This window comes from Okeania sp. KiyG1, assembly GCF_014132355.1.
Lineage (GTDB): Bacteria > Cyanobacteriota > Cyanobacteriia > Cyanobacteriales > Microcoleaceae > Okeania.
Genome location: NZ_BLZO01000117.1, coordinates 63322 through 89867, shown reverse-complemented (window position 1 = coordinate 89867; position 26546 = coordinate 63322). Strand labels below are relative to the sequence as shown.

General features: G+C 34.6%; 24 protein-coding genes. 21 read left to right on the top strand and 3 right to left on the bottom strand.

All coding sequences use genetic code 11. The features are described from left to right. Positions 1-14 precede the first annotated feature (14 nt). Positions 15-1766 (top strand): bifunctional serine/threonine-protein kinase/formylglycine-generating enzyme family protein, encoded by a 1752-nt coding sequence (locus SAGCYANO_RS27675; protein ID WP_202223007.1) that lies wholly within the window; start codon positions 15-17, stop codon positions 1764-1766. Between the two features lie 1182 nt (positions 1767-2948). Here the strand turns inward: SAGCYANO_RS27675 and ctpA are convergent. Further along, a complete protein-coding gene (ctpA, locus tag SAGCYANO_RS27670; RefSeq protein ID WP_202223006.1) occupies positions 2949-4214 on the bottom strand; it encodes a carboxyl-terminal processing protease CtpA in 1266 nt (421 codons plus the stop codon). 289 nt (positions 4215-4503) lie between these two features. Between ctpA and petB the strand changes: the two genes are divergently transcribed. Both petB and petD read left to right on the top strand, forming a co-directional pair. After that, positions 4504-5172, top strand: a complete 669-nt coding sequence (gene petB, locus SAGCYANO_RS27665) for a cytochrome b6 (RefSeq protein ID WP_202223005.1) — start codon at positions 4504-4506, stop codon at positions 5170-5172. A gap of 167 nt (positions 5173-5339) precedes the next feature. Beyond that, complete coding sequence (gene petD / locus SAGCYANO_RS27660; protein ID WP_124145046.1) at positions 5340-5822, top strand: cytochrome b6-f complex subunit IV; 483 nt, start codon at positions 5340-5342, stop codon at positions 5820-5822. Between the two features lie 236 nt (positions 5823-6058). Here petD and SAGCYANO_RS50705 read toward each other — a convergent pair whose 3' ends face one another. After that, positions 6059-6151, bottom strand: a complete 93-nt coding sequence (locus SAGCYANO_RS50705; protein WP_375340005.1) for a zinc ribbon domain-containing protein — start codon at positions 6149-6151, stop codon at positions 6059-6061. 646 nt (positions 6152-6797) lie between these two features. Here SAGCYANO_RS50705 and SAGCYANO_RS27650 point away from each other — a divergent pair. From SAGCYANO_RS27650 to SAGCYANO_RS27625, 6 genes are all read left to right on the top strand, one after another. Next, positions 6798-7391: a hypothetical protein gene (locus SAGCYANO_RS27650; protein ID WP_202223004.1), complete on the top strand. Its 594-nt coding sequence runs from the start codon at positions 6798-6800 to the stop codon at positions 7389-7391. Between the two features lie 8 nt (positions 7392-7399). Continuing rightward, positions 7400-8182, top strand: coding sequence for a hypothetical protein (locus SAGCYANO_RS27645; protein WP_202223003.1), 783 nt, complete (start codon positions 7400-7402; stop codon positions 8180-8182). A gap of 95 nt (positions 8183-8277) precedes the next feature. Continuing rightward, the gene (locus tag SAGCYANO_RS27640; protein ID WP_237396760.1) at positions 8278-8496 is read left to right on the top strand and encodes a hypothetical protein; all 219 of its coding nucleotides are present in this window, start codon (positions 8278-8280) and stop codon (positions 8494-8496) included. A 519-nt stretch (positions 8497-9015) separates the two neighbouring features. Continuing rightward, positions 9016-10026 carry a glycosyltransferase family 4 protein gene (locus SAGCYANO_RS27635; RefSeq protein WP_375340004.1) on the top strand — a complete coding sequence of 337 codons (1011 nt, stop codon included), beginning with the start codon at positions 9016-9018 and terminating at the stop codon, positions 10024-10026. 143 nt (positions 10027-10169) lie between these two features. After that, positions 10170-11426 (top strand): transposase, encoded by a 1257-nt coding sequence (locus SAGCYANO_RS27630; protein WP_237396759.1) that lies wholly within the window; start codon positions 10170-10172, stop codon positions 11424-11426. Positions 11427-11452: 26 nt separating this feature from the next. Beyond that, positions 11453-11848 carry a hypothetical protein gene (locus SAGCYANO_RS27625; RefSeq protein WP_202223001.1) on the top strand — a complete coding sequence of 132 codons (396 nt, stop codon included), beginning with the start codon at positions 11453-11455 and terminating at the stop codon, positions 11846-11848. Positions 11849-13230: 1382 nt separating this feature from the next. Here the strand turns inward: SAGCYANO_RS27625 and SAGCYANO_RS27620 are convergent. After that, positions 13231-14121 carry an endonuclease/exonuclease/phosphatase family protein gene (locus SAGCYANO_RS27620; protein ID WP_202223000.1) on the bottom strand — a complete coding sequence of 297 codons (891 nt, stop codon included), beginning with the start codon at positions 14119-14121 and terminating at the stop codon, positions 13231-13233. A gap of 546 nt (positions 14122-14667) precedes the next feature. Here SAGCYANO_RS27620 and SAGCYANO_RS27615 point away from each other — a divergent pair. The 12 genes from SAGCYANO_RS27615 (at position 14668) to SAGCYANO_RS27560 (ending at position 26220) form a co-directional block, all read left to right on the top strand. Beyond that, a complete protein-coding gene (locus SAGCYANO_RS27615) occupies positions 14668-15093 on the top strand; it encodes a hypothetical protein (RefSeq protein ID WP_202222999.1) in 426 nt (141 codons plus the stop codon). 49 nt (positions 15094-15142) lie between these two features. After that, entirely contained in the window at positions 15143-15403 is a 261-nt protein-coding gene (locus SAGCYANO_RS45770) for an AAA-like domain-containing protein (RefSeq protein ID WP_202223052.1), read from the top strand. A 64-nt stretch (positions 15404-15467) separates the two neighbouring features. Further along, positions 15468-15701, top strand: a complete 234-nt coding sequence (locus tag SAGCYANO_RS27605) for a hypothetical protein (protein WP_202222998.1) — start codon at positions 15468-15470, stop codon at positions 15699-15701. A 47-nt stretch (positions 15702-15748) separates the two neighbouring features. Beyond that, positions 15749-16321 carry an AAA-like domain-containing protein gene (locus tag SAGCYANO_RS27600; RefSeq protein WP_237396757.1) on the top strand — a complete coding sequence of 191 codons (573 nt, stop codon included), beginning with the start codon at positions 15749-15751 and terminating at the stop codon, positions 16319-16321. Between the two features lie 68 nt (positions 16322-16389). Continuing rightward, positions 16390-16842, top strand: a complete 453-nt coding sequence (locus SAGCYANO_RS27595; RefSeq protein WP_202222997.1) for an AAA-like domain-containing protein — start codon at positions 16390-16392, stop codon at positions 16840-16842. Between the two features lie 352 nt (positions 16843-17194). Next, entirely contained in the window at positions 17195-17647 is a 453-nt protein-coding gene (locus SAGCYANO_RS27590; protein ID WP_202222996.1) for a hypothetical protein, read from the top strand. 432 nt (positions 17648-18079) lie between these two features. Beyond that, on the top strand, positions 18080-20452 hold the full coding sequence (locus SAGCYANO_RS27585; RefSeq protein ID WP_202222995.1) for a dynamin family protein: 2373 nt from the start codon (positions 18080-18082) through the stop codon (positions 20450-20452). A 403-nt stretch (positions 20453-20855) separates the two neighbouring features. After that, complete coding sequence (locus SAGCYANO_RS27580; RefSeq protein ID WP_202222994.1) at positions 20856-21017, top strand: hypothetical protein; 162 nt, start codon at positions 20856-20858, stop codon at positions 21015-21017. Positions 21018-21272: 255 nt separating this feature from the next. Continuing rightward, positions 21273-22319, top strand: a complete 1047-nt coding sequence (locus tag SAGCYANO_RS27575) for a hypothetical protein (RefSeq protein WP_237396756.1) — start codon at positions 21273-21275, stop codon at positions 22317-22319. Positions 22320-23726: 1407 nt separating this feature from the next. Continuing rightward, positions 23727-24815: a hypothetical protein gene (locus SAGCYANO_RS27570; RefSeq protein WP_202222993.1), complete on the top strand. Its 1089-nt coding sequence runs from the start codon at positions 23727-23729 to the stop codon at positions 24813-24815. Positions 24816-24860: 45 nt separating this feature from the next. After that, positions 24861-25790: a hypothetical protein gene (locus SAGCYANO_RS27565; protein ID WP_202222992.1), complete on the top strand. Its 930-nt coding sequence runs from the start codon at positions 24861-24863 to the stop codon at positions 25788-25790. A 49-nt stretch (positions 25791-25839) separates the two neighbouring features. Next, positions 25840-26220 (top strand): hypothetical protein, encoded by a 381-nt coding sequence (locus SAGCYANO_RS27560; protein ID WP_202222991.1) that lies wholly within the window; start codon positions 25840-25842, stop codon positions 26218-26220. Positions 26221-26546: the final 326 nt, after the last annotated feature.

Below are 26546 nucleotides of genomic sequence, written 5' to 3'. Positions count from 1 at the left end.
TCAGGAGAGCAACCATGACCCAATGCCTAAACCCAGATTGTTTAAAAACCAACCCACCAGAAACAAAATTTTGTCAAAGCTGCGGTGAAAAATTAATTTTAGTCGAACGTTATCGCGCTCTAAAAATTATTGGGCAAGGTGGTTTTGGCAGAACTTTTCAAGCTGTAGATGAGTACAGACCATCAAAACCTTTTTGTGTAATTAAACAATTTTTTCCTCAAGCTCAAGGAACCAAAAACCTAGAAAAAGCCGCCTTATTATTTGCCCAAGAAGCTGAACGTTTAGATAGTTTAGGTAGACATCCACAAATACCCGAACTTTTGGCATATTTTACTCAGGATAACCGACAGTATTTAGTGCAAGAATTTATCGACGGGCAAAATTTAAAACAGGAGTTAGAGTTGTCAGGAACTTTTGATGAAAGGCAAATTTGGGAGTTATTAAAAAGTTTATTGCCCGTATTGGAATTTATTCATTCTCGACAGGTAATTCATCGAGATATTAAACCAGAGAATATAATTAGGAGAAGGAAAGATAACCAATTATTATTAGTAGATTTTGGGGCAGCTAAATATGCAACAAAGACTGCTTTAGCTGTGACAGGAACTGTAATTGGTTCGGCAGGATATGCTGCCCCAGAGCAAGCATTAGGAAAAGCAACTTTTGCTAGTGATATTTATAGTTTGGGTGTAACTTGTATTCATTTATTAACTCAGGTAGAACCTTTTGATTTATTTGATGTGAGTGAAGGTGAATGGGTGTGGCGAGAATATTTAAAGTTTACCGTAAGTGATGAAGTTGCTAAACTGTTAGATCGAATGATTATGGGAGCGACTAAGAAAAGGTTTCAAAATGTAGGAGAGATATTATCGGTTGTTAACCCTAAATCTCAAAAAAAAATCAACTCTATTTATAAACCAAAAATATTTCCAATATTTACAAAAGAAGCAGCAAAAGGAGAAACGTTTACTTTTGAGGTTGTGACGGTCAACAACTCTGGCAAAATCATCAAGCGCACCCAGAGAAATGCTAGGCAAAAAATAGAAGATTTAGGTAATGGTATTAAATTAGAAATGGTTTATATTCCTGGTGGTGGTTTTCTCATAGGTTCACCGAAAAACGAAGCTGGAAGAACTGATAAAGAAAGTCCCCAGCGTCAAGTAACTCTTCAACCTTTTTGTATGAGTAAATACCCCATTACTCAAGACCAATATTTAGTCATTATGGGGGAAAATCCTTCTCACTTTAAAGGAGGAAATCGCCCAGTAGAAAGAGTAACATGGCATAACGCTACAGAATTTTGTCAAAGGCTATCTGAGAAGACTAGGAAAACCTATAGACTACCTAGTGAGAATCAGTGGGAATATGCTTGTCGCGCTGGTACGACTACTCCTTTTTATTTTGGCCCTACTATTACGACTGATTTAGTTAACTACAATGGCAAGTATACTTATAGCAATGCGCCTAAAGGTCTATATCGAGAACATACTACTGATGTGGGAAGTTTTCCTCCCAATGCTTTTGGTTTATATGATATGCATGGGAATGTAGACGAGTGGTGTCAGGATATTTGGCATAATAGCTATGAAGGTGTGTCCACTGATGACAGTACTTGGGAAAGTAGCGAAAATAATGAGTTACGAGTGCTCTGTGGTGGCAGTTGGAATGACTATCCCTGGTGGTGTCGGAGCGCTGATCGTGACTGGGATAATACAAACATCTGCATTAACAATGTGGGTTTCCGGGTGGTTTGCTTGTCATTCTAGTATTTTTCCGGTCTGCTATTTTCCTTTTGTTCTTTGAATCATTTAGATTCTATATTCCCTTTGACAAAAATTGGATATATGGTTTAAATGCAAAACAGCTACAGTTTATCAAAAAGCTTAAAACCTAGACAAAGCAGAATTTTTCCTTTCCTAGTTCATGCTGCGCAAACAGCATAATTGTCCTCTTCTTCTATATTAAGATTCAGTGTACGCTGAGGTTAAAAGAGAGGAAAAATTCATTCTGTGAAGCTCTAAAAAAAAACCGCGTCGCCAAGATTTTTGCCCTTGCACTCCCCAAAAAATCGCGATACACTTTAAAATGTTTCTGTTTTTCGTATCCTTGCATGATTTTTTATTCAACAAATTAGGTGGACAGCGTTTCACAATAGTATTGCTCAAATTTAAGTATTGGTATCTTACTTTGACATCCTCCCGACGCTGCTCTACGAGACAGCGCGGGATTCCTAACCATCGCGCTCTTAGGCCTTTCTGCTGCCTCTTGACAGAGGAGCTGCGCTAACAATGCACTAGCCTCCAAGGTCGAGCCTCTTTTCGGTCTTACAGTCGCTCCACAGACTGACACTGCTAGCCCAGCAGCCATATTTTAAGTTTAACACACTATTGACATGCGCCGCAAAATTGATTGGTTTTTCCTGCGGAATGCTGCGCAAACATCCCGACGCTCCCCTTCGGGAGAGCGCGGGTCTTCAACCAACGTTGAGATAAAAACTCCGCTATCATAAAACGGCAAATCTATCAACCAGTTGAAAAATGAAGAGAGAAACATTAGTCATTCATCTAAAAGTAAACTAAGGGCGATCGCCTCTCAAAACAAGCTGCAATAACGTCCGTACAGAGCAGAGAGTAGGATATGAACAAGCACAAAATATTGACCCGTCAGTTGTACCACATTAGTCTAAAATCTGTCCTAAATTGTATTCATACCTAAATTATAGCGGTTTTCAAATAGATAGAGTACAGTGGCCAAAGCATTTTTCTACTCTCTACTGCCTACTCCCTAAGCAAAAAGAATTTTGTAGTCTACTTAAATGAAAACCGCTGTAATAGCGATCGCCCCGTTAAACTATTTTTTCCTACATTTTGCAGTTCCGAATGTAGGTTATATTTATTGAATACTATCTAGAAACACAAACCTTAATTAGATATGGATAAAAAGTCTAATTAAACTGCATTCGTTAATGCAATTTGAGATGTGAGAAGTTCCACTGCAGCTTGATATTGTTTGTCATCTTCTGTGGTAACTTGGTAAGGCAAAATCGGGTCTTGTTCCACCACAATATCAGGCATAATTCCCTGTTTATTGATATCTGTATGGTTTGGTGTTTCATACTTGGCCACCGTCACAGCCAATCCCGAACCATCAGACAAATCAAACAAAGACTGAATTAACCCTTTGCCAAAAGTTCTTTCTCCTACTAACAAAGCACGACCATTATCCTGAAGAGCACCTGCAAGAATTTCACTAGCACTAGCAGTTCCCTGATTAGTTAATACAACTAACGGAGAATCAGTTATGGCTAGTCCCTCAGCATAAAAACTATCAAGAAATCTTTGTCTGTTGACCGTGTAAACAATAGTACCATCATCCAACCATAGACGAGCAATTTCTATGCCAGCTTGTAATAGTCCACCTGGATTATTGCGTAAATCAAGCACATAACCAATAACCCCCTGCTGCTCAAAACTTTCTACTGCCTGGCTGACTTCTGTCGCCGCATTTGCATTAAATTGACTCAGACGAATATAACCAATTTTTCCTGTTTCCGGGCTAGACTTTAATTCAGCATAGACTGGGTTAATTTCAATAGTATCCCTAATTAGGGTGATGTCTTCAGGTTGGTTGTTGCTTTCTGTCAAAATTGTCAATACTACTGAAGAGCCAACTGGACCTCGCATTCTATTTGCAGCTTCATCCAGAGTAAATCCTGAAGTTGCTTGGCCATCAATTTTGAGGACGCGATCGCGAGGTTGAATACCAGCAGCTTCAGCAGGAGAACCCTCCAAGGGAGAGATGACTATTAGTTCTCCTGTTTGAGGTTCCAAAGCGATTTGTAGACCTACTCCTGTTAATTCTCCAGAAGTATTAACCTGCAAATTATTGTATTGTTCTGGTTTGAGAAGTCTGGTGAAGGGGTCTTCCAGACTGGCCAACATTTCCTGAATGGCACTATAAGTATCGTCTCTGTTCTTTAGGGGTTTCTTAATCAATTTTTGACGTACAAACCACCAATTCTGATGATTGAAAGAATCATCAACATAAGCCAAGTTAACTATCCGCCAAGCTTCGCCTAATAAACTCTGTTCCTCTGTTAATGCTGATGCAGATGATGTCCAAAGTCCACAACTCAGAATCACTGGTAATATTAAGAGAAATACAATTTGGATAAATCTTTTTTCATATATATAACACTTATTGCCATATAGCATTATTGGGTAAAATTTATAGTATATGTGAAAAATACTTAATATTCCAAACTTTATAGAAAGCTGACACCTAGATGAAAATTATCCACAAGTTATGTTAAATTTTATAACTGGAGGGTAGGCAAGTAATGAATATATATTTCCTAAGTTATAGTAGACTTGTCTCTGAATTCCTTTGCCAGTTGGTATCATACTTATATTGCTGGTCAAAAGTTTGAGGTAAGTATATCTTCCTAACTACCCCAAAACATAAATTAAAAAACAGCAATATTCATCTAGGATTTTTGGCTTCATGTTCACAAAACAGGTAACTGATTCAGCAACTTATAAGTGGTTCGATGAGCGCTTAGAAATTCAAGCGATATCTGACGATATTTCTAGCAAATATGTTCCACCCCATGTAAATATTTTTTACTGCTTGGGTGGTATTACTTTGGTTTGCTTCCTCATCCAGTTTGCTACTGGGTTTGCTATGACTTTCTACTACAAGCCAACAGTAACAGAAGCACTGGCATCAGTTCAATATATTATGACTGAGGTTAACTTCGGTTGGCTAATTCGTTCTATCCATCGTTGGTCTGCCAGTATGATGGTGCTGATGATGATTCTTCATGTTTTCCGAGTTTATCTCACAGGCGGTTTCAAGAAGCCTCGCGAACTTACTTGGGTAACAGGTGTAGTGATGGCTGTAATTACTGTTAGTTTTGGTGTTACAGGTTATTCTCTACCTTGGGACCAAATTGGTTATTGGGCTGTAAAAATTGTGTCTGGCGTACCTGATGCAATTCCATTTGTTGGTCCATTCATTGTAGAACTAATGCGTGGTAGTACAAGTGTTGGTCAAGCAACTTTAACTCGCTTCTACAGTCTTCATACTTTTGTACTACCTTGGTTAATTGCAGTCTTTATGCTACTGCATTTCTTGATGATTCGTAAGCAAGGCATCTCTGGACCTTTGTAAGTTAAGCTATCTAAAAATGGCTAGAGAGGACTCCCGGTATAATCTCCGATTTACCGGGATATGAATCGCGACCAAAATCAAAACAGATACTGACCTTGATTTTCAGGTGAGAGTGTCAAAAATAATCAAATACTAGCTCTCGGTGATTACGGAGAAAAAAAAAGATTATGTCTACTTTAAAAAAGCCGGATCTGAGCGATCCTCAATTAAGAGCTAAGTTGGCTAAAGGTATGGGTCACAATTATTATGGTGAACCTGCTTGGCCTAATGACTTACTCTATATCTTTCCAGTAGTAATTGTTGGTACATTTGCTTTGTGTGTAGGTCTAGCGGTACTAGACCCTGCTATGGTTGGCGAACCAGCAGACCCATTTGCTACACCTCTAGAAATTCTGCCTGAATGGTATTTCTGGCCAGTGTTTCAAATTTTGCGTACTGTACCTAATAAGTTGTTGGGTATTGTAGCAATGGCTTCTATTCCTCTGGGATTAATGTTGGTTCCTTTCATTGAAAGTGTCAATAAGTTCCAAAACCCTTTCCGTCGTCCAGTAGCTACTGCTGTTTTCTTGTTTGGTACAGCAGTAACTCTGTGGTTGGGTATTGGTGCTACTTTACCAATTGAAAAATCTTTGACTTTTGGTCTATTCTAAGACTTCAGATATCTAAGTTGTAAGACTTGGATATGTGACATACTCCCACACTAAGCTGACGCTATAGTGTGGGCTTCTCGTTTCGCAGTCCTGCCACTGCATCGGACTCCACGAGCTTTAAGAACGGGATGCCCCGCCGCCCTATTTTTTATATTTATTGCCACATTTCCTACGGAATGCTACGCAAACAAGTCGCGGTCTATGACGATACCGCAGTGTGCGCAAGAATGAGTTCTTTAAGATAATTCTTTCGGGACTTTTTCACCGCAATTCGAGCAATCTTGGCTGGTATTTTGAGGATTTACAGCTATAGTTTTCACCTCCAGCATTTGCCTTCTCCGGAGGAGCTGCGCTAACGGCTTTGACAGCAAGAATAGACAGGAATTGACCCTCAAATCGCATCATTAATTGATTTACTCAAACCGGTCTTTGCTAGCCCTTTAATATTTAAGTTTGCCTCCGGCACGTCGCTCCGCGTCTACATGGGCGATAACTTCAGCGTTATGATAACATAAACTTTTGAGTCTTGAGCAAAAAGCAATATTTGTAGATTAATGGGGCATTGAAGCCCATTAATTTACCGCCTATTCATCTCGCGCCAAATCAGAGATTATGGCGCTAGGCTTCTCGACGATTTAGCTAAATGCCAATCTTCTCGTCATAAGAAAAATGGTTAACATCACGGCAAAAACAATCTTATAGTTATCACGATTGTGGGCATAAATTTGTTGAATTTCCTACCCCCAAAGTATATCACCCTGAAGTTAAACCACTACGTCTCAAAATGTATTTAAATGGTATGGGATTCAGAGCTATAGCTATAGTAACTCAAATCAATAATGACTATCATGGCGTTGGGTTAAGCAAGCAGTAGAAGTATTATAGCCACGAACCTTTCTTTGTTTGATATTGTCTAATCATAGTTTTCTACTGTTTGAATAATTTCCAAGTTGAAAGTTATTTGTAGTTATTAATATGAATGAGACTAACTTTTCGGAAATTGTAAGTTATTTACAACGTAATAGTCATAGAGAGTTTCTAAGTGTTTGGATAATTTATCTGACTATCGTGATTGTTTTTGCTGTTATTTTTCACTCTAATAATTCGACTTCATTAAAACAAGTTAATCCTATTTTTAATCAGAGAAATAATATTTCTCAAAACTTCAGTAAAAATTACTTTCTGTATCTAGGAAGCATCTGTTTCTTAATATTTGTAGGTATATATATTTATCTGATATTTAATAAAGCTGAATTTGCCTACCATGATAATTCTCAATTTACATTTTTTTCGTTACTAGGTAGGTTTTATAAAATGCCAATTTGGCCGAGAGAGGGTAGATATTGGCCTTTAGGACTTCAGGAATATAATATCATTAGTCTTTTCAACAAAACTCCTCTAGCATATCATTCTTTTTCAATATTTCAATTACTGGTTACAATTCTTCTTTGTTTGTCAATCTTACCGCAAATTAAATTGAGCCATAAAATTATTTTGGCTACTCTGATATTAATAATACCTAGCTTTGTTACTTCTTTTTTGGTCTCATTTTTCCTGAAAGAAACATAATTTTCTGGTTGGCAATTTTCATTTTTTGTTTGGAGAAACTGGAGAAACACAAATCATTATTTTATATTTTTGGGATTTTTATTGCTACTCAATTTTTACTTTATTATAAAGAACCTATTTTTCTGTTAATACTAGGCTTTGCTGGTAGCAGATTAATAATAACAGCATTTAATGATAAACTTTGGCATAAGTTACAGGAAAGAATATTTGGATTTGTCAAAAATAATTGGCTCGATTTAGGTTTAATTATTCTCTCCTTAGTATTTATGTATTTATACATCTCAAATACTTATGGTCAAGTTGGAACTTCTTATGCTAGCGCACACGCAAGAGATAGTAGATTATCTACTTTTGTTAATTATCTAAAAGCGAATCCAATCTTATTAATCTTTCTTTTGGTATTCATTGGTCGTATCCGTGGGTTAATTTTAGGAAAATATCGTCTCAACTTGATATGGGATACTTTGGCAATTGGTAATTTATTATATTTTTTAGCCTATATTAAACTTAATATTTTCAAGAATTATTATACCGCTCCAGTAGATTTTATTGCCACTTTATATTTAGCAAATATCTCTTCAAAAGTTTTTATTAATAGGCATAGATATAAGGTATTAGGCATTGTAGTCTTGGTTATTATTATATTTATAAACAATATACACTATTCTTCGTATTCCATTTTAGCTCGAAAAAAAATGATAGATTCAAGAGTACAAACAACCCATTTTCTAGAAGGGTATGTTAGTAACAATAAATTTAATAATGTGGAGTTATTTTTCCTGAAAATTTAGAGTATACGATGATGGAATTTTCTGCTTTTCTAAATTATAAAAACTTTCCTATTTTAATCGAAAATCATAAACACTTTAGAGATAGATTTTTACTTATGAAAGCCGAAAAATCATTCCCTGATAATTTATGTATGAGTTATAGACCCTTTAAATGTTTTTATTCTGCTCAACCAGAACCAAGTAATTTGATTATTATTTTTATTCCCGAAAAACCTTTTTCTGGTAAAGAAGCTCTTACTCGTAGAGAGTTAATTAATAAATTTGAAAAAATTCAGTTCAACTATTTCACTATCAACCAGAATTTCAAGGAATAGAAAGTATACTTTACTTTTTTGTAAAGATAGAATTGATGAGTTATGGTTAAATGCGTATGTTTTTACTGACTTTAATGCAGGTAAAACTAGGTAATTTCAGTTATCAGTTATCAGTTATCAGTTATCAGTTATCAGTACCTCTGGCTGTTTGCGCAGCATGACCTAGGAAACCCAGAGGCTTGACATAAGGATAAGGATATTCTCTTGATTTTATCCCCTTAAAAGGGGAGGCTTTAGACATTTTTTTTTGGTAATGAAGTTGACGAATAAATAGTTTAAGATATAACTAAGGAATGAGTGGATGGAGAGTATCAAACTCTTTGTGAATTTTCTTAAGAATCTAAACAATTGGAGATAAAATTGGATAAAAAAATTGATAAAAAAAGGAAATATATTCGTTTTTCTGGAAATTTTATCTCGTGAAGGCGGCATTCAATCTTATGTTAGAGATATTTTTCAGGCTTACCAAGACTTAACAAATTCTGAAAAATCTGATGACTTTTTCTAGAATCAGATATCTTGTTACTAAGAGATGGTAAAGATTGTGAAAATCCCTATCAGTCGAAGAATCTAAATTTCTATTATTTGAAAAGTCAGTCTGTTTGGTTAGGGAGATTAAGGTTAGCAACAACATTATTATGGTGTTTACTAAAAAAACGACCTAAACAAGTTTTTTGTGGTCATATTAATTTAGCTCCATTAGTTCAAATTTTGTGTGTACCTCTCGGCATTCCCTACACAGTTTTCACTTATGGTAAAGAAGTGTGGGAACCACTACCAAATAAATATCAACAGGCATTAAAACAAGCAGCTAATATTTTAACTATTAGTCGTTATAGTCGCGATCGCTGTTGTGAAAATAATCATATAGACCAAGAAAAGTTTGAGTTGTTACCTTGTATGGTAGATGAGAATATTTTTATTCCTCAGCCTAAACCTCAAGATTTGATTGAGCGTTACAACCTGGACGGAGCAAAAGTATTAATGACTGTAGCTAGACTTTGGTCAGGAGACCCCTATAAAGGTGTTGATGTTACAATTCGCGCCATACCCATGATACTACAAATATTCCCAGAAGTAAAGTATTTAGTCATTGGAAGAGGAGACGACCAACCCCGGTTAGCCAAGTTAGCTCAAGATTTAGGGGTGGAGAAACAAGTTATATTTGCTGGGTTTGTGCCTACAGAAGATTTGGTCAAACATTATCAAGTAGCTGATGCTTATGTGATGCCTTCTCAGGAAGGGTTTGGTATTGTGTATTTAGAGGCAATGGCCTGTGGAATACCAGTTTTATCAGGTGATGCGGATGGATCGGCAGACCCTTTACAGGATGGAAAATTAGGATGGCGCGTACCCTATAGAGACCCAGAAGCAGTTGCTAATGCTTGTATTGAGATGTTGAAGGGAGAGGACCGGAGGTGTGATGGTAATTGGTTGCGAGAAGAAAGCATAAAAGTGTTTGGTAGGGTTGCCTTTACTGAAAGGGTAAAACAACTTTTAGCTGAATCGCCGAGAAGCCTCATACCATAATATGCAGATTTGGTGTGAGATGAATAGGTGGCAAGTTGAATAGGTTCGATGCCCATTCAATTTTTAAATATCCCAGCAGAAGCTTTCGCCCTGGTTGAAAAATTTGTATTATTATCTAGCTATCACCCCGGAAATTTTCCACCATGCGGACTGCCTACCAATATAAATTAAGGCCAAACAAAGAACAGTTAGCCACAATAGAAATGTGGTTGGAATTGTTGCGTCGGCAGTACAACTATCGCTTGGGTGAAAGGTTCTCATGGTGGCAAGAAAACCGTTGTCCAGTTAACGCCTGCCCCTTGGTGATGCCAATTCCTCAACTAAGAGATAATCCAGATTATTACTCTCAAAAAAAAGATTTGGTCAATACCAAAGACAAATTTCCTGAGTACAAGCTAATTCATTCTCAGGTCCTGCAAGATTGCATAAAACGAGTAAAACTTGCCTTTGACAGATGGTTGAAAGTAGATAAAAATGGACATAAATTAGGAAAGCCAAGGTTTAAGGGAAAAGGACGTTATCGCAGTTTTACTTATCCTCAAATCAAGCAAGACTGCATAGAAGAAAACAAGATAAACTTGCCAAAAATAGGCAATATAAAGTTGATTCAACATCGACCGTTACCTAATGCTTTTCAAATTAAAACAGTGACAATTAGTCGTAAAGCAGATGGTTATTATGTAACTTTATCCCTAGAAGACAAATCAGTTCCAGCTTTAACAACTGAAGTTGAACCTACATTAAAAAACACTCTGGGAATCGATATGGGGCTAAAGGAATTTTTAGTAACAAGTGAAGGAGAATCTGTCCCCATCCCTCAATACTATCGAAAATTTCAGCAGCGATTAAAGATTCTACAAAAACGCTTATCCCGTAAAAAGAAAGGTAGTAAAAGATGGTTAAAAGCTCTTTTAGCTGTAGCCAAACAACATAAAAAGATTGCCGATAAACGTAAAGATTTTCATTTTAAAACAGCCAATGAATTGTTATTAAAAGCTGAAATTATCGCCCACGAAAACTTAAACATTAAAGGGCTAGCAAAGACTCATTTGAGTAAATCAATTAACGATGCAGGATGGGGTCAATTCCTGTCTATTTTAACTGTCAAAGCCGGAAATGCTGGACAGAAAACTATAGGAGTGAACCCCAAAAATACTAGCCAAGATTGCTCAAATTGTGGGGAAAAAGTCCCCAAAGAATTAAACATACGAACTCATTGTTGTCCGCATTGCGGTATTGTCATAGACCGCGACTGGAATGCAGCGATAAATATCAAAAATAGGGCGGTAGGGCATTCCGTTCTTAAAGCTCGTGGAGCCCGATGCAATGGCAGGGCAGGGAAACGAGAAGCCGACACTATAGCGCCAGCTGAGTGTGGGAGTATGTCACGATATAAGTAAGGATGGATATTTAAGGAGATAATGAAGTGAATCAAGGCAATTCAAAAGTATTTCAATTAATACTGGCCAATATTGGTAATTGGATAATTATTTTAGCTGTTGTTTGGCTTTTAGGGTCTATAGGTTTAGGATGGTTAGTTAATTCTGTTCTGATATTAATTGGTTTTATATTGATTGCACCTATAATTGCATTTATTGGGTTACGTTGGTGGTTAAATCGTAATTTAATTATAGATAAATGTCCTGTTTGTAGTTATGAATTTACTGCTTTAAATCAGACTCAATTTCAATGTCCTAGTTGTGGGGAACCACTTAAGGTTGAAGGGGGTAGTTTTAGTAGGTTGACTCCTCCTGGTACTATTGATGTATCTGCTGTTGAGATTAATGCACAACAAATTGAAGACTATAAGTCAAAAAATTGATTTATTTGATATTAGTTTGATAGTGGAACTAAGTTTAACAACTAATAATTACCTCTTCTTTTCAAGTAGAGGATTGAAGCGGTAGGGAAAATTTTTCTTTTTTCTCCTTTAAACGAGAGGCTTTAAATCTTAATTATTCGGTAATAAATTCTCTCTGAAAGAAAAACATAAGATATTGGTTAACTAAAATATACTTACTTTCTTTGAGTTAGTTTTGAAAATTAACATTGATATTTTTTTTTAGCTAAATTTATTTTATTTCTAGAGGTAGATTATAGTTAGTCTTGTCAAAGTAGTGATATTAGTTAGCATATATCCTTAGTTATTAAGAATTAATCTACAAAGACCGCTACTTATACTTAATTTAATACAAAATGAGCGAGACAAAATGAAAGAGGCTATACTGACTTAAGATGGTAAGTTAATAGCTTTTTATTCTGGTTTAACTAATGCTAATTTGCTATGAAATCAATAAAAATTTAGATTTAGATATTGAATATAAGCTTTGATGTATTGTAGGAAAAATTCATTGGAAACGGAGCAGAAAACTGAACCTTATATCATGTCCGGTTGAATAACTAGGGTTTGCTGAAAAAGTCTTATAGGTGAGGGTAGGAGACAGGAGACAGCTATACTGGAGACAGGAGAAAAGGGAATGAGCGAGAAGGTAGGAGTAAGAATTCTCTCTTGATTTTTCTGTTCAACGATGCGCCTAAAATACTAACTTTTTGAGCGTGAAGAGCTGAAAACCAGGCACTTTTTTCCACCCCAAAAAGTATAAAACCTTTATCTGTAAATACTTTTAGATTTAATCAGGAAGCCCTACTTAGGGTCTGCTGAAAAAGTCTTTTTTAAGGAGTAGGGGAGCGGGGAGTAGGGGAGTAGGGGAGTAGGGGAGTAGGGGAGAATTTTTTGCCCAACTATGCGCTAAAATGCGCTCCATGCATGAGCATGAAGAGCTGAAAACCATGTACTTTTTCAATACCTAAAAAGGCTAAAACCTTTATCTGGTAATTATTTAAGATTTAATCAGCAAACCCTAAATAAATGATTAGAGAGTAGGGTTAACGAAGTCAGAAGTCAGAACTCAGAACTCAGAAGTTATTTTTGTAACGGGAATTTTGAGCAACTCTCCAAAAATATTGCGCCAGTCAAGGCGGGGTTTTAGATTCATGTTATTTTGATAAAAAGAGATTTGCGATCGCTAGTGAAAGGATAGTTTTTTTGATAACTAATTATCCGGGCATGATATTATTAATTTCCTGGTTTGCTAATCAGTAAATCTGTAATTAAGGGGAGATGATCAGAACCTAATTCAGAACTTAAATTAGCTCTTGTTTCAACATTTACGACTTTAATTTCTGAACTGATTAAACAATGATCTATGGGAATTTGAAAAATCTAGATAAAATATACAAAAATACAGAGTTATTAAATTTTGCAGGCCAAGTAGGGATAATACCAAAACCTAAACGACTATTTCTTAATCCAGTTTCTTGTTCTAATTTTTGATAATAAGGAGACCACATGGTTATATTCAAATCTCCTGCAAGAATAACTGGATTATTTAATTGTTGAATATATTTACTAAGTGCTTCTAAAATTTGATTGCGTTGTTTAAAAGTGCTTCTAAATATAGGAACAGTAGTATGGGTTGCTATTAAATTAATGACTTTTTGATTAATTTTGAATTCAGTAATAATAGTAGGTCTGTTGGGAGCAAAAAATTCTATTGAGTAATTATTGAGAGGAAATTTGCTGTAAACTGCAACAATTCCATGGGGAGGAATTCCATCGGTAGACTGAGAGGCAATTGAATTAGGTAAAATATCAGATAATGTTTGTAGATTTTGAAACCATTTATTAGTAGGTTCTAAAAAAATTGCTATATCTGGATTTTCTTGTCTTACCATTTTGGTAACTTGTGAATATTGAGAATTTCTACCTCCATAAAGGTTATAAACTAAAATTCGCAAGTTAGGAGTTTCTTGGCTAATACCTTTTTGATAAATATACCAAGGCAAAATTGGGGTGAGGTTAATAATTGTGCAAAATAGACCTACTAACAATAATCTCTTTTTGCCTGTTATACCTAAGCAACACAATAAAATTAAACTAATTACAAAATATTGAACTTTAAAATGAGAAATTAGCTCGAAAATGATACCTTTTTGCCAATAACCTCCTAGAGAAAACAGAGTGGTAATAATAATTCCTGTGGTTAATAAGTAACTGAGGATTGTTTTTAGTCGATCAAACCAGGATATTTGCATATTAGGCTTTAGAACATCCTACTTTTGTTGAATAAAAAATCATGCGTATAGGCGAGTAGCCCCCAATATACTTATTGTATCACAATTCTGATCGTATTATTTGACGATTAAAGAAGCTACTAGTACCGCTACGCGGAAGTCAAAAGTCAAAAGTTAAAAGTTAAAAGTCAAAAGTATTGATTGGTAAGGTTTTTAGGATTTTATAACTGGTTAGTTATTTCTGCCATCCTGCACTAGATTGACACATATCCTTTTTCCAAAGCTGCTTAAGAGTTCTTTTTTTATTTTGTAGACCACTGAGTCTCAATAATTTGCATCATCTTTATAAATTTTCTCGTATACCTACTGACTTATTAACAAGGTATTAAAACTTAAATTTGAGTTACTTATCTTGGAGTTATAGATGCCATAGTAGATTTATAGCACTACGTCTTTTGGTTAGGACAATAAATTTAGATTGTAAGGTAATAGGGAAAAGAAGGATGTCCTAAGGTATTTGCGTAGTACCTATGATACGGAAAAACTTAAGTATAGGAGTAAGTTTTGATGAACTCCCACCATTTACTTCTTTCACAGTTAGACAAACAAGAGCAAAAAGAATTTGAAATTTTGGCTCGCTACCTTATACTTCTTGGATGGAAAGGTAACCTTAGTTATGCTGGTTTTGCCGAACTTTTGAGGAGTTATACTTCCCTGAAAATTGATAATAATTATGCAGAAAAAAGGTTAAAAAAATTTCAAAAATCTAACTTGATTGAGATTAAAAGAAATTCAACTCCTCCAACAAATGGTGAACGAGGAAAGAAACTAGCGAATACAATTATTTTGAAGTCTTTTGTTTATCAAGGTACTTTACCAACGGGGATAGTTCCTTTGGATTCTATTTTATATATCAAACGAGATGCTGATGAAAAGTGCCAGCGAGAATTAACTTTAGCAAGAGATTTCAAGAATTTAGAATTTATAATTTAGAATTTAGAATTACCTTTCCTTGAAAAGAAGAGGATTGACTTAAAGGAAAATTTTTATTTATTATCCCCTTCAAAGGGAGGCTTTAAACCACAATATTTCGGTAAATCAATCTGTTCCTTTTATTAGAGTAAAAGCAGCAAAGGGAATGGGAAAATCTTCTTTGTTAGATAGAATTAGTCATTTTTTAGAAAAGGAAAAAAAGGAAGTTGTTGCTCGTATAGATTTGGCAACAGATGCTTTTGGAGATGATACTTTGAATGACTCAGAAAAGCTGTTTCGGAGGTTTACAGAAGAGGTCTTCAAAAATTAATAATTAATAATTAATAATTAATAATTAATAATTAATTATTACCTATCCTTGAAAAGGGATAGTATTGACTCAAAGGAAAATTTTTTCTTGTTTCTCCTTTAAAGGAGAGGCTTTTAACCTTAATTATTCGGTAACAGGTTTTACTAAGTTAATTCCAGGTCTGAAACCGCCAGACTTAGAAATTGCTTGGAATAAACACAAAGCTTCTGGCAAAAATTGTACAGATTATCTGGAAGAATATATCTTTAAAAGATTGCTGAAGTACCAAAATTTGCGGCAACAGGAAAAACTTTATTAATAGATGGTATTGATTCAATATTAGGTAAACGGACTCAAACTGATTTTTTGCTGGTATTAAGAACTTGGAATGAAGAAAAAATGAAGTTGGTTTCAAGTAAAAAAGTTATTTGGCCTAGTGTGGTAATTGCTTATTCAACTGAACCATATCTAGATGCTAAGTTTAAGGGGTCTCCATTGCAGAATGTAGGTACTCCTATAGAACTTTTAGAATTTACACCAGAATGTATTTTAAGTTTGGCTAAAATTTATGGTTTAAGTTGGGATGAAAACAATATAAATTGTTTGATGAAATTAATTGGGGGTCATCCTAGTTTGGTTCAAAGGGCGCTTTATAAAATCAGTCAAACTAATATTAGTTTGGAGGAGTTAGAAGGGGAGGCGTCAAAAATTAGTGGAGCTTTTAGTGATTATTTGTTATCTCATTTAGAGAAATTACAAGCTCCTGAAAATAAGCAACTTATGGTTTGTTTTCAGAAAATTATGCGTGGTGAAAAGTGTAAAGATGCTTTTGCAAAATTTCAATTAGAACAAATTGGTTTAATTAAATATAGGGGTAATCAAGAAGAAGTAAGTTGTGAGTTATATAGAAGGTTTTTTGAGGAAAATTTAGATTTATAAATGGTGAGGTAAATTTTTTATGACTGGTTCTGAGGGGAGCAGTTTTTACTCAGATTCAAGGTGGAACTTTGCCTTACGAAGCTGAAACTTATGTCAAGCGTTCTATAGATCGGGAATTATTTGATTTTGCTAAAAATGTTCATACTCATAATCGAGTTTGTTCTATTTTAGCTCCCCGACAAATGGGAAAGTCTAGCTTGATGGTTAGAACTGCTAAACTTTTAACAGATGAAGGAATAGTATGTGTTCAAATTAATTTGCAAGGGTTTGGTGTGGTTAGTTCTGATGGTTCATTTTGGTACAGTGTTCTAGATGAAGTTTGTAAGAAGATAGATGAGCTTTTAGTTTTGGATAGTCACGAAAATTCTGTTTTATTTAAGTTGGAAAAATATTGGGAAAGTCATTTCAGTTATCAGTTATCAGTTATCAGTTATCAGTACCTCTGTCTGTTTGCGCAGCATGACCTAGGAAAGCAAAGTGAATTGAAAATACTGAATCGAATATTTTTTTCATCCCCTTAAAAGGGGAGACTTTAGACCCTATTTTTTGGTAAATATAATTCTCCACCGGGTAAAAGGTTTTGTGACTTTCTTAAAGGGGAAATTTTATCTAAAATTGACAGTCATCTAGTGATTTTTTAGATGAAATTCAATCTCTGATTAATTGGGGATTACAAAATGAGTTTATGGGAGTTATTAAGAGCTTATAGCAATTCTCATATTGGTGAGGCGCAAAATTCGTTTGTTTTAGGGAGTAGGAAGTAGGAAGTAGGAAGTAGGGAGTAGGGAGTAGGGAGTAGGGAGTAGGGAGTAGGGAGTAGTAATTCGAGAAACAGGGGATAGAAAAAACAAAAACAACTGTATCTCACGCTTTTTGAGAAATGCTATATCTAGTGAAGTTGATAATAGTATTTTCAGAAAGTTAAATTTTGTGATTCTGGGAGTAGCAAAACCTTCCGAAATTTTAACGGATAAAGGTGTAGCTTTTAATATAGGTAATTATCTGGAAATTGAGCCTCTAGTTGGAAATTGTCAAGAACTCTGGGGTGGAATAGAGGAAATTACCACTGAGCCAAAACTGGTTATTGAGCTTATTCTCCAATGGACGGGAGAGCAACCTTTTTTAACTCAATTTATCTGTCATTTGGTTGTTATTCAAGGGGAAAAAGATGCAGCAGTAAGTTGGGAAAAGTATATAGAACAAATAGTGAAGAATGAAATAGTTGCAAAATGGAAAAATGATGATTTGCAGTCTCATTTTACAGAGATTGAAAATTATTTTTGGAGGATTGCAGATATTGATAGTTTGGGTAACTATCTTCAATAATTGATAATTGATAATGGATAATTACCTCTTCTTTTCAAAGAGAGGATTGAATAAAAGGAAAATATTTTCTTGTTTCTCCTTTAAAGGAGAGGCTTTAAACCTTAATTATTCGGTAAAATTTTAAGGGATGGTGGAATTAATTTTGCAGAAATAGATAATAGTCATTGGGATTTGTTAACTTCTGGTTTGGTTATTAAAAAAGCGTAGGCATTTCCTGCAAAATGCTGCACAAACAGCTATTAGCTGTCAGCTATCAGCAACAAGATTCTCTCATATAGGACAGTGTTTAAATTAACAACTGACTTTAAAGGTAATGGAGCAAACTTTTGTAGTAACACAATTAATAAAGCTTTTATCCTAAATTAAAAGCAATAGCTGTTAACGCAGTTACGACCATAGGAGGTTAGCTGATAGCTGATGGCTGACGGCTTAATGCTTACAAAAAAAACTACCCAGTCGAGCAAAATTTTAAAAGTTGCTAATCCTATTTATGCCCAAATATTTGACTATGAATGGATTGAATATATTCAAGAACAAATGCAAGAAAAAATAAGTTTAGCTAAAGAAAAGGAAATTAACACTATGTCAACAAGATCGAAAAAAATCGCTGAAATTATTCAACAACGAGTTCCTTTAGTTGCGAAAATCAAAAATGTTGAGGAACATTTAGGGGAACTAGCAAGTAATTTATTCAATATTGAAGAGCGTCGCATTCGTTTAATTGGAAGCGTAAATAATCCTCAAGCAAAAGATTTTTTAAGTGGTCTTGATTTTCTCAATCTTAGGGGAAATATTACAGAACATTTAAGCCAATTAGAGTTTTTAAGGAAGCGTCTTTCTCGTAATACTTTAAATATTGGTGTGGTTGGATTGATGGGGCAAGGAAAAAGTACATTTTTACAAAGAATTAGTGGTTTGGAGGATGATGTAATTCCTGCTCGGAAAGGGGGTGCTTGCACGGCAGTTCGCAGCACTATTTATCATCACGAAGGAGAAACTTATGCTGAAGTTATATTACATTCAGAAAATTCTTTTATCCAGGAAGTAATCGGACCTTACTATCAGGAATTAGGTTTAGGGGTAGTACCAGAAACTCTTGATGATTTTGCTAAACCACTGCCTAATACTAATTTTGATGGTAGTAATTCTACTGGGGAGTCAATGTATGAACATCTGAAGGGAGATTATCACGAAAATTTGTCTCATTACAGAAATTTATTAAAGCCTAATTCTCCTACAACGCAAAGAGTTTCTAAAGCAGAAATTGATAAGTATGTTTCTCAACCTAGAGATAATAATGGCAAACTCAAAACCTTCGATCATTTGCCAGTTAGAGAAGTGAAAATTTACTGTAAATTTCCTAATCAAGATGTTGGTAAAGTTGCCTTAGTTGACATTCCTGGTTTGGGAGATACAAGGTTAGGAGATGAACAATTAATATTAGAAACATTAGGGCAAGAAGTTGATTTAGTTTTGTTTATTCGTCGCCCCGATCCTTTGCGTTATGGGTGGGAAAGACGAGATACGGATTTGTATAAAACTGCCTATCAAGCATTAAATAATTTAGAGAATCGTTCTTTTATGATTCTCAATCATGTTAGTGGGAATAATGACAATATAGATGCTTGTCAAAAACATCAATCTACTTACCGAGATAAACATATTAATGTGGTTGAATGTAGGATTGCTGATTGTTCTAATGATACAGCAGCTAATGGAGTTTTAGATATGGTATTAGATTATTTGGCAAGTAATATTAAAAGTCTGGATGATAAATATGCCAGAACTTATCAAGAAAGTCTAAATCAACTGCACAAAAATATTAGTGATGAATTGAATAAAGCAAGTCAAGATTGGATGCAAAAATCCCAGGAAGCAGATATCAATGAGATGGGTAAGTTTTTGCGACTCTTTAACAAACTTTGGATAGATTTAGCATCTGCTTTAGAAGATTTTCTTTATGAAATAGATGCGGAACAAGAATCAAAAAATTCTGAAGATGATGGTTTTAAAGAACAAGCTGAAGCCGTTATTCAACAATGTCAGGAAGATTCGGGATTACCTGAAATTGAGGATATAATGGGAAAAAAAGCAGATATTGGGGATTGGCAAAGCACTTTTAACAGGTGTTTAAATGATATTCGGACTCATTTAACTCAACATTTTGAAGCCATGGATACTGGTTTAAATAATTCTGTGGAACGAATCAAAGTCCGTCTGACAAATGTGCTGATAGAAAAGGCAAATTTGGGTGATATTCCAGCTTTAAGGGGTCTTGAGGGAAGTAAGTTTCTCAAAGTTATGGTTGCAGAAATAGATGACGGACTTATAAATCTCAAACAACCTTTTACGAGTCTTTATAAATTTGAAATGTCTTACAAAGCAAATCTTCGTTATATGATTCGTCCCCTTTTAAACAATCTCAACCCTAATCGGAACGAAGTGCAAATATCTCGTGTAGAAAAAGAAAATCCAGAGACTAGAAAAAAAATGGCTAAGGAAATATCTGACTATTTAAAAGAATTGCATGGGGAAGCTGTTTATCGGTGTGAAAATAATTTAGATAATATCTTCGCAGAACCAGGAAAAACTGCTTTTTATGAAGTAGAAGATTTTATAGACCGCGTGTTGCGTTCTGAAAATGCAAAAGAGGAATGGCAAACCTTTATTTATAAGTATAAAGATTTTATTTGGCCGAAAGAATATGGACAAGATCCAGATAGTCGCTATCGACAAGAATGGCAGGACTTGGTTAAAGAAACTGTTGAAATAAATAAGATAGAAAAACTACAATTCTTACAATAGACTTCTTGCAGAAGTCAGGGAATAGGGAATAGTTCAATAATTGATAATTGATAATGGATAATTGATAATTACCTATCCCTAAAAGGAAAAGGATTGAATAAAAGGAAAATTTTTTCTTGTTTCTCCTTGCTCATGAGAGGATTTTTACCTTAATTATTCGGTAATAGGGAATAGTGGGGATGAAATTATTGATTTAATTAGAACTTTTGCAAGATTTCTAGTAATTAAAGAAGCAGTCAGTAATCAGTAGGAGTAAGTTTTTTTTACTTTTATAAGGGGATTTAAACCTCATTTTAAACTATCTGATTTATAGAAGCATGGGATTTTAATCCAAGTTCAAAAAGCTGGTAGCTGTTTGTTAAAAGCTAACAGTTAATTAAAATTAATTAGGAGGACTAAAATTATGGCTATTCCAGAAATTGTGACTACAATGTTAGGAGCAAGTGGTGTTGGTAAAACTACACTTTTAACTTCAATATACGAACAGTTTAGTAAAATTAAAGAGGTAAATTTTGAGTTTAAACCAGATTCTGCCAGAAGTCAGGGAATAGGGAATAGGAAATAGGGAATAGTGAGGATGAAATTCTTGATTTCATATCTTAAATTTATTTAATTAGAACTTTTGCAAGAGGTCTAGTAATTAAAGAAGCAGTCAGCAATCAGTAGGAGTAAGTTTTTTTTTACGTTTCGAAGGGGATTTAAACCTCATTTTAAACTATCTTATTTATAGAAGCATGGAATTTTAATCCAAGTTCAAAAAGCTGGTAGTTGTTTGTGAAAAGCTAACAGCTAATTCAAATTAATTAGGAGGAATAAAATTATGGCTATGCCTGAAATTGTTACTACAATGTTAGGAGCAAGTGGTGTTGGTAAAACTACACTTTTAACCTCAATTTACGAACAGTTTAGTAAGATTCAAGAGGTAAATTTTGAGTTTAAACCAGATTCTGCTACTGAAGAAATTCTGCAAAAAAATCTCCAAGACCTCCAGAGTATGGGAGATGAAATTATCGCTACAGAAGGTACTGGAGGAATAGCAGGAACATCTGCAGTTGCAGGACCAGAATCTTTACCAGAATTTGCATTTTATCTGTCTAAAACAGAACGGCAATTACTTAAATTGAGTTTTCGAGATTATCCAGGAAGTTATGTTTTAAAAGATAATCCTGTGGGTAGAGAATATTTGAAAGGTTTGCTGAAAAAATCTGCCGCAGTAATTATTTCTATAGATACTCCAGCAATGATTGAACCTCATAAACTCGATCCTTTAAATAGTAAAAATTGGGATTTACTAGAAGGCAGAAGTGGCAGGTGGCATGATGCTAAAAATCATCCAGAAGAAATTTTGGATTTATTTAAAGCTGCTTATACAAGATTAAAGGAGCCTAAATTAGTAATTTTAGCTCCTGTAAAATGTGAAACTTACGTTCAAACTTCAGAATCTGCTAAAAAACTTTTAGGATGTATAAAAGATAAGTATTCACCTTTGCTGAAGTTTCTCAGCGACCCCAGTCGGAGTAATAATATCGCTGTAGTTACTACGCCAATACAAACAGTGGGATGTTTGTTTTTTTCCCGCTACTTTATTGAAGACTTTAATAAACCCCAGTTTGTATTTAAAAAGAATAGCAGTATGGATACTTACAACCCTAAAGATAATGACCATTTACTCCGATATTTGTTGAGCTTTTTATTAAAGCGACATAACGATCAGCAAATTTATAAGCGATCGCCTATTTTAAGTGCTGTCCGTGGTGTGTTTCAGCAAGAAAGTATGTTCGAGCAAGCTATTAAACAATTTGTCAAAACTAGGAAAACTACGGATGGTTTTACTATCTTACAGGGAAATGAATTGTTAGAGGTATAAATTAATGAATAATGAATAATGAATAATGAATAATTAGGGCTTGCTGATTAAATATAAAAGCATTGACATATAAAGACAAGTGCCTTTTTGGGGTCGAAAAAAGTACCTGGTTTTCAGCTCTTCATGCTCAAAAAGGAGCGTATTTTAGGCAAAAGTTGGGCTGAAAAATCACTCTTACAATTCTTACTCCTACTTCTTCTAAATTCCCATTTCTCCTGTCTCCTGTCTCCTGTCTCCTACCTCAGCAAAAAGACTTTCCATACGCAAACCATAATTAGGACTTGCTGATTAAATATAAAAGCCTTTCAAAGTAAAAGTTTCATCATTTTTTTTCCCTTAAAAAGTGCAAGCTTTTACTACCCTTACCACTCATACTTTTTCAGCAAACCCTAATTACCTCATTATCAATTATCCATTATCCATTGGTAGAAACAACTATGGAGATTTATATTCAGATGGAGGAGTTAAAGAATAAATACCTCATTCCCCACCGAAAAAATATTCTCGCTCTGGAGAAAAGAAGATTTTTATTATGGCTAATTTAATCAGAATATAGATAAGTTACGGAGGGTAATTTCAGTTATCAGTTATCAGTTATCAGTTATCAGTTATCAGTACCTCTGCAATAAGGAGGCAAGAAAATACGTAATTCTCTTTTTTTTATCTCCTTAAAAGGGGAGGCGCATACCCATAATTTTTCGGTAAAAACAGCGATGGAGATTTATGCTCAAATCGGGGTTATGACCAAGATAAAGATTACCGTTGGATAAAAGTTATTGCAGATGGAATAGTTAAAGAAGAAATACCTCCTCTCTCTGTGAAAAAATCAAAAATTTAGGGAGTAGGGAGTAGTGAACAAGGGGAAGTTTGTTTAAGCAGCATTCCTCACTTTCGCGGAAGTTAAAATTTTAATGCCACAGTAATTTCAGGAAATTATTTCACATCTAAATTCTGAAACTATTTGTGACATCTTTAAAGTGAATTGGTATAAGTTATGGAGGGTAATTTCAGTTATCAGTTATCTGTTATCAGTGGAATAGGGAGGCTTGAAACACTGAATTTTATTTTTTTTATCCCCTTTAAAGGGAAGATTTTATGCTTTTTTTTCTGGTCAAAAAATTATGGAGATTTATGTTCAAAGTCGGGGTTATGACCAAGATAAAGATTACCGTTGGATAAAAGTTATTGCAGATGGAGGAGTTAAAGAATAAATACCTCATTCCCCACCTAAAAAATATTCTCGCTCTTGAGGAAAGAAGATTTTTATGATGGCTAATTTAATCAGACTGGAGATAAGCTATGGAGGGTAATTTCAGTTATCAGTATCTCAGTGGAATAGGGAGACTTGAAACACTGAATTTTCTTTATTAATCAGACTAGAGATAACTTACGGAGGGTAAAAAAACTATGGAGATTTATGTTCAAAGTCGGGGTTATGACCAAGATAAAGATTACCGTTGGATAAAAGTCATTGCAGATGGAATAGTTAAAGAAGAAATACCTCCTCTGTCAAAAAATTCTATTTCTTTAATTGAAAGTAGCTCTCCATCAGTAGTTTTAGAAAGACTCCCGGAGTCCTCTTTGTTGCTATTAATAACTGGTCTTGAACCAGAGAAACGTCTGGATATTATTGGTCGGCAAATTAGAATCGATCTGGCATTTGTAGACAAAGATACTGATGATAATGAACTGATTTTACGTCAGTTAGTTGCTCGTGCTTTGGTGGATGAAAAATGTAAGGAACTAACTAAAGATATTAGTTTGTATGTGGAGTTGTTAAAAAATCCAGACTTGTTACAGGTCAATCCAGAAGATGTTGAGCGAGTCAGAAGTAGTCTGGAAAAAAGCAATTTTCAGAATCAACAAAAGTTGGCAGTAGAGTTAAATTTGCCAGAGGAAATAGTCAGTAATTTTTTTGAGGGAAAAGCTATTAATTCTCTAGACTTTGGCAAAATTTACAATACATTGGAACTAGATTCGATTAAACCTAAAGAAATTTATTTGCCTCCAGATGTGGAATATTCTCCCAATGAGGATAATATTTATTCCAGTTTTGTCAATTACGGTTTCTATGTTTCTTTTTCAAAACTATTAGAAGTTATTTCTGCAGAGAAAACAGAAGAAACTCCAGCAAGTAAAGCAGCAGATTCTATCAAGAAAATCGGCCCTAATATACCAGAATTAAGAGAGCAACTTGCAGAGGAAATTAACAATTCTAAATTGCCATCAGAAATAGCTCCTCTGTTAGTAGTTACAGGATTTAAAAAAATGGAAATTCTGATAGAAGCTCAAATATGGCGTGGTTTATCAAAACTTGTAGATACCGATGGTTGGATAGAAATTCCTCAAGCAAAATCCAAGGTTAAACTGTCTTTATCTGTGATGATAGAGTTAGTTTCAGCACAGTTTAAATGGTTGAAATCTCTGGTCGAACCAATGGTAAACTTCAAAAGTTCAGAAAATTTAGAGGAGAAAAGTAAAGATGAAGGGAGCTAGCAAAACAACCAACAATAAAATAGAGATAAATTTAGCCAATTTTTCATGTTGAAATTTCTGCAAGATGTAGTAATCAAATTACTACAAAGTGTAGTTAAACAACTACCTAGAACAGAAAAAAATGATGAGGAAAAGCATAGGGCAAAGAACTCGTCTACTTACGTCCAAAAATATAGCAGTGGGAAGACTTATAATGTTGTTGAAACTTCTGAAGTTTCTACTCCCACAGAAGAAACAAAGCAAATAGTTACAAATACAAAAAGGAGAAGTATTATGCCTAACAAAAAAATTTATGACCGTAAAGTTTATATGTTAATTGACCAAAGCGGTTCAATGGTGCGAAGAGACTCTTTATTCAATAACGAACGTCGTTGGAAAGCTATTGCAGAAGTTATAGAAGGTCATGTTTATAATATTCTTAATCAAGAAGGTATGAATGGTGAAAGAATTTGCGATGAAATTACTGTAACATTTTTTAGTCCTAATCGTTCTTCTACAGTAATTCGTCCTATTCAAGATGACTCTCAAGTACCTGCTCTATTTGAAGAAAATCAACCTGATAGTAACACTTTTTTAGCTCCTACTTTTCAACAAATTGTCGGACAATGGTTTGGGACACGAATGCCAAATGAAGGAGGATTTATAATTATCTATACAGATGGGGAACTTGACGACCGCGATACCTTTGTTAACTCTATTCAAGAAACTTGTGGCAAACTTAACAGTCAAGACGAATTAAAAATTGTGATTATTGGATTTGGCAGTGATGTTAATCGCGATCCAAGTTTTTATTTAAAGCTTGATGCTAATGCGAATTCCTTTACAGATAAAAATTCAAAACCTTGCAACATTATTGTATTTGATTTGTTAAATAAAATGCCTAGTATAATTGATTTACTTAACCGTCAATTGGAAGATCCAAAGGCAGGTTTACCTGGGTGGGGTAAAGAGTTTTGTCCTGAATTGTACGATTAACTAGCTAACAATTTAATTGATATTTGATTGAGTTTTGAGGAGTTTCATTATGAGTGATATGAGGTTTGGTTCTAAAATTGTAAAGACTATATCTGTAGCTTCAAGTACTTTGTCTATCTACATAGCAACATTAGCAGTTGCTTATGCAGGACCTGCCTTGTCATTTAGGTTTGATTATCTTGGCTTAAGTCAATCTCAGTGTTTGGAGAAAAGTGCGAATGTTTTAGGACAGGCACAATTGCCAACCCCTAGTAATACAATTAATGTAAATAACACAGCTTTTGTTAGTGGAGAGAACTCAGAAATTACCGCAATCATTGATTGTTCTGAAGTCTCTCAAAGTGGTCGGGTAACTGTTATGGTAAGTCACCCCTCTAGTTCAACTAAAGCTTTAGAATGGGCAAACTATCTATTGGAGAGCCTTAGATAGAGCTTTCTAAAGGAGTGCTTGGCATGGGAGCAAGATGCTCCCACTTCATTCCAAATCATTTTTCTAAAGTAATTCGTCCTATTAAAGATTACTCTCAAGTACCTGCTTTATTTGAATAAAATTAACCCAATACTAATAGTTTTTTAGCTCCTATTAAAAGTTGTAATTATTGGATTTTGCAGTGATGTTAATCGCAAATTGGTGTTTTATTTAAAGCTTGATGGTAATGCAAATTCCTTTACAGATAGAAACTCAAAACCATGCAATATTGTTTGATTTGATTTGTTGAATAAAATGCCTAGTATAATTGATTTACCTAACCGTAA

Coding starts and splice junctions, on each gene's coding strand:
- SAGCYANO_RS27675 (WP_202223007.1), top strand. CDS start 15: ATGACCCAATGCCTAAACCCAGATTGTTTAAAAACCAACCCACCAGAA.
- SAGCYANO_RS27620 (WP_202223000.1), bottom strand. CDS start 14,121: ATGCAAATATCCTGGTTTGATCGACTAAAAACAATCCTCAGTTACTTA.
- petB (WP_202223005.1), top strand. CDS start 4,504: ATGTTCACAAAACAGGTAACTGATTCAGCAACTTATAAGTGGTTCGAT.
- petD (WP_124145046.1), top strand. CDS start 5,340: ATGTCTACTTTAAAAAAGCCGGATCTGAGCGATCCTCAATTAAGAGCT.
- SAGCYANO_RS27565 (WP_202222992.1), top strand. CDS start 24,861: ATGTTGAAATTTCTGCAAGATGTAGTAATCAAATTACTACAAAGTGTA.
- SAGCYANO_RS27580 (WP_202222994.1), top strand. CDS start 20,856: ATGGCTATTCCAGAAATTGTGACTACAATGTTAGGAGCAAGTGGTGTT.
- SAGCYANO_RS27575 (WP_237396756.1), top strand. CDS start 21,273: ATGGCTATGCCTGAAATTGTTACTACAATGTTAGGAGCAAGTGGTGTT.
- SAGCYANO_RS27615 (WP_202222999.1), top strand. CDS start 14,668: ATGAACTCCCACCATTTACTTCTTTCACAGTTAGACAAACAAGAGCAA.
- SAGCYANO_RS27585 (WP_202222995.1), top strand. CDS start 18,080: ATGCTTACAAAAAAAACTACCCAGTCGAGCAAAATTTTAAAAGTTGCT.
- SAGCYANO_RS27570 (WP_202222993.1), top strand. CDS start 23,727: ATGGAGATTTATGTTCAAAGTCGGGGTTATGACCAAGATAAAGATTAC.
- SAGCYANO_RS27560 (WP_202222991.1), top strand. CDS start 25,840: ATGAGTGATATGAGGTTTGGTTCTAAAATTGTAAAGACTATATCTGTA.
- SAGCYANO_RS27640 (WP_237396760.1), top strand. CDS start 8,278: ATGAAAGCCGAAAAATCATTCCCTGATAATTTATGTATGAGTTATAGA.
- ctpA (WP_202223006.1), bottom strand. CDS start 4,214: ATGCTATATGGCAATAAGTGTTATATATATGAAAAAAGATTTATCCAA.
- SAGCYANO_RS27630 (WP_237396759.1), top strand. CDS start 10,170: ATGCGGACTGCCTACCAATATAAATTAAGGCCAAACAAAGAACAGTTA.
- SAGCYANO_RS27650 (WP_202223004.1), top strand. CDS start 6,798: ATGAATGAGACTAACTTTTCGGAAATTGTAAGTTATTTACAACGTAAT.
- SAGCYANO_RS50705 (WP_375340005.1), bottom strand. CDS start 6,151: ATGCTGGAGGTGAAAACTATAGCTGTAAATCCTCAAAATACCAGCCAA.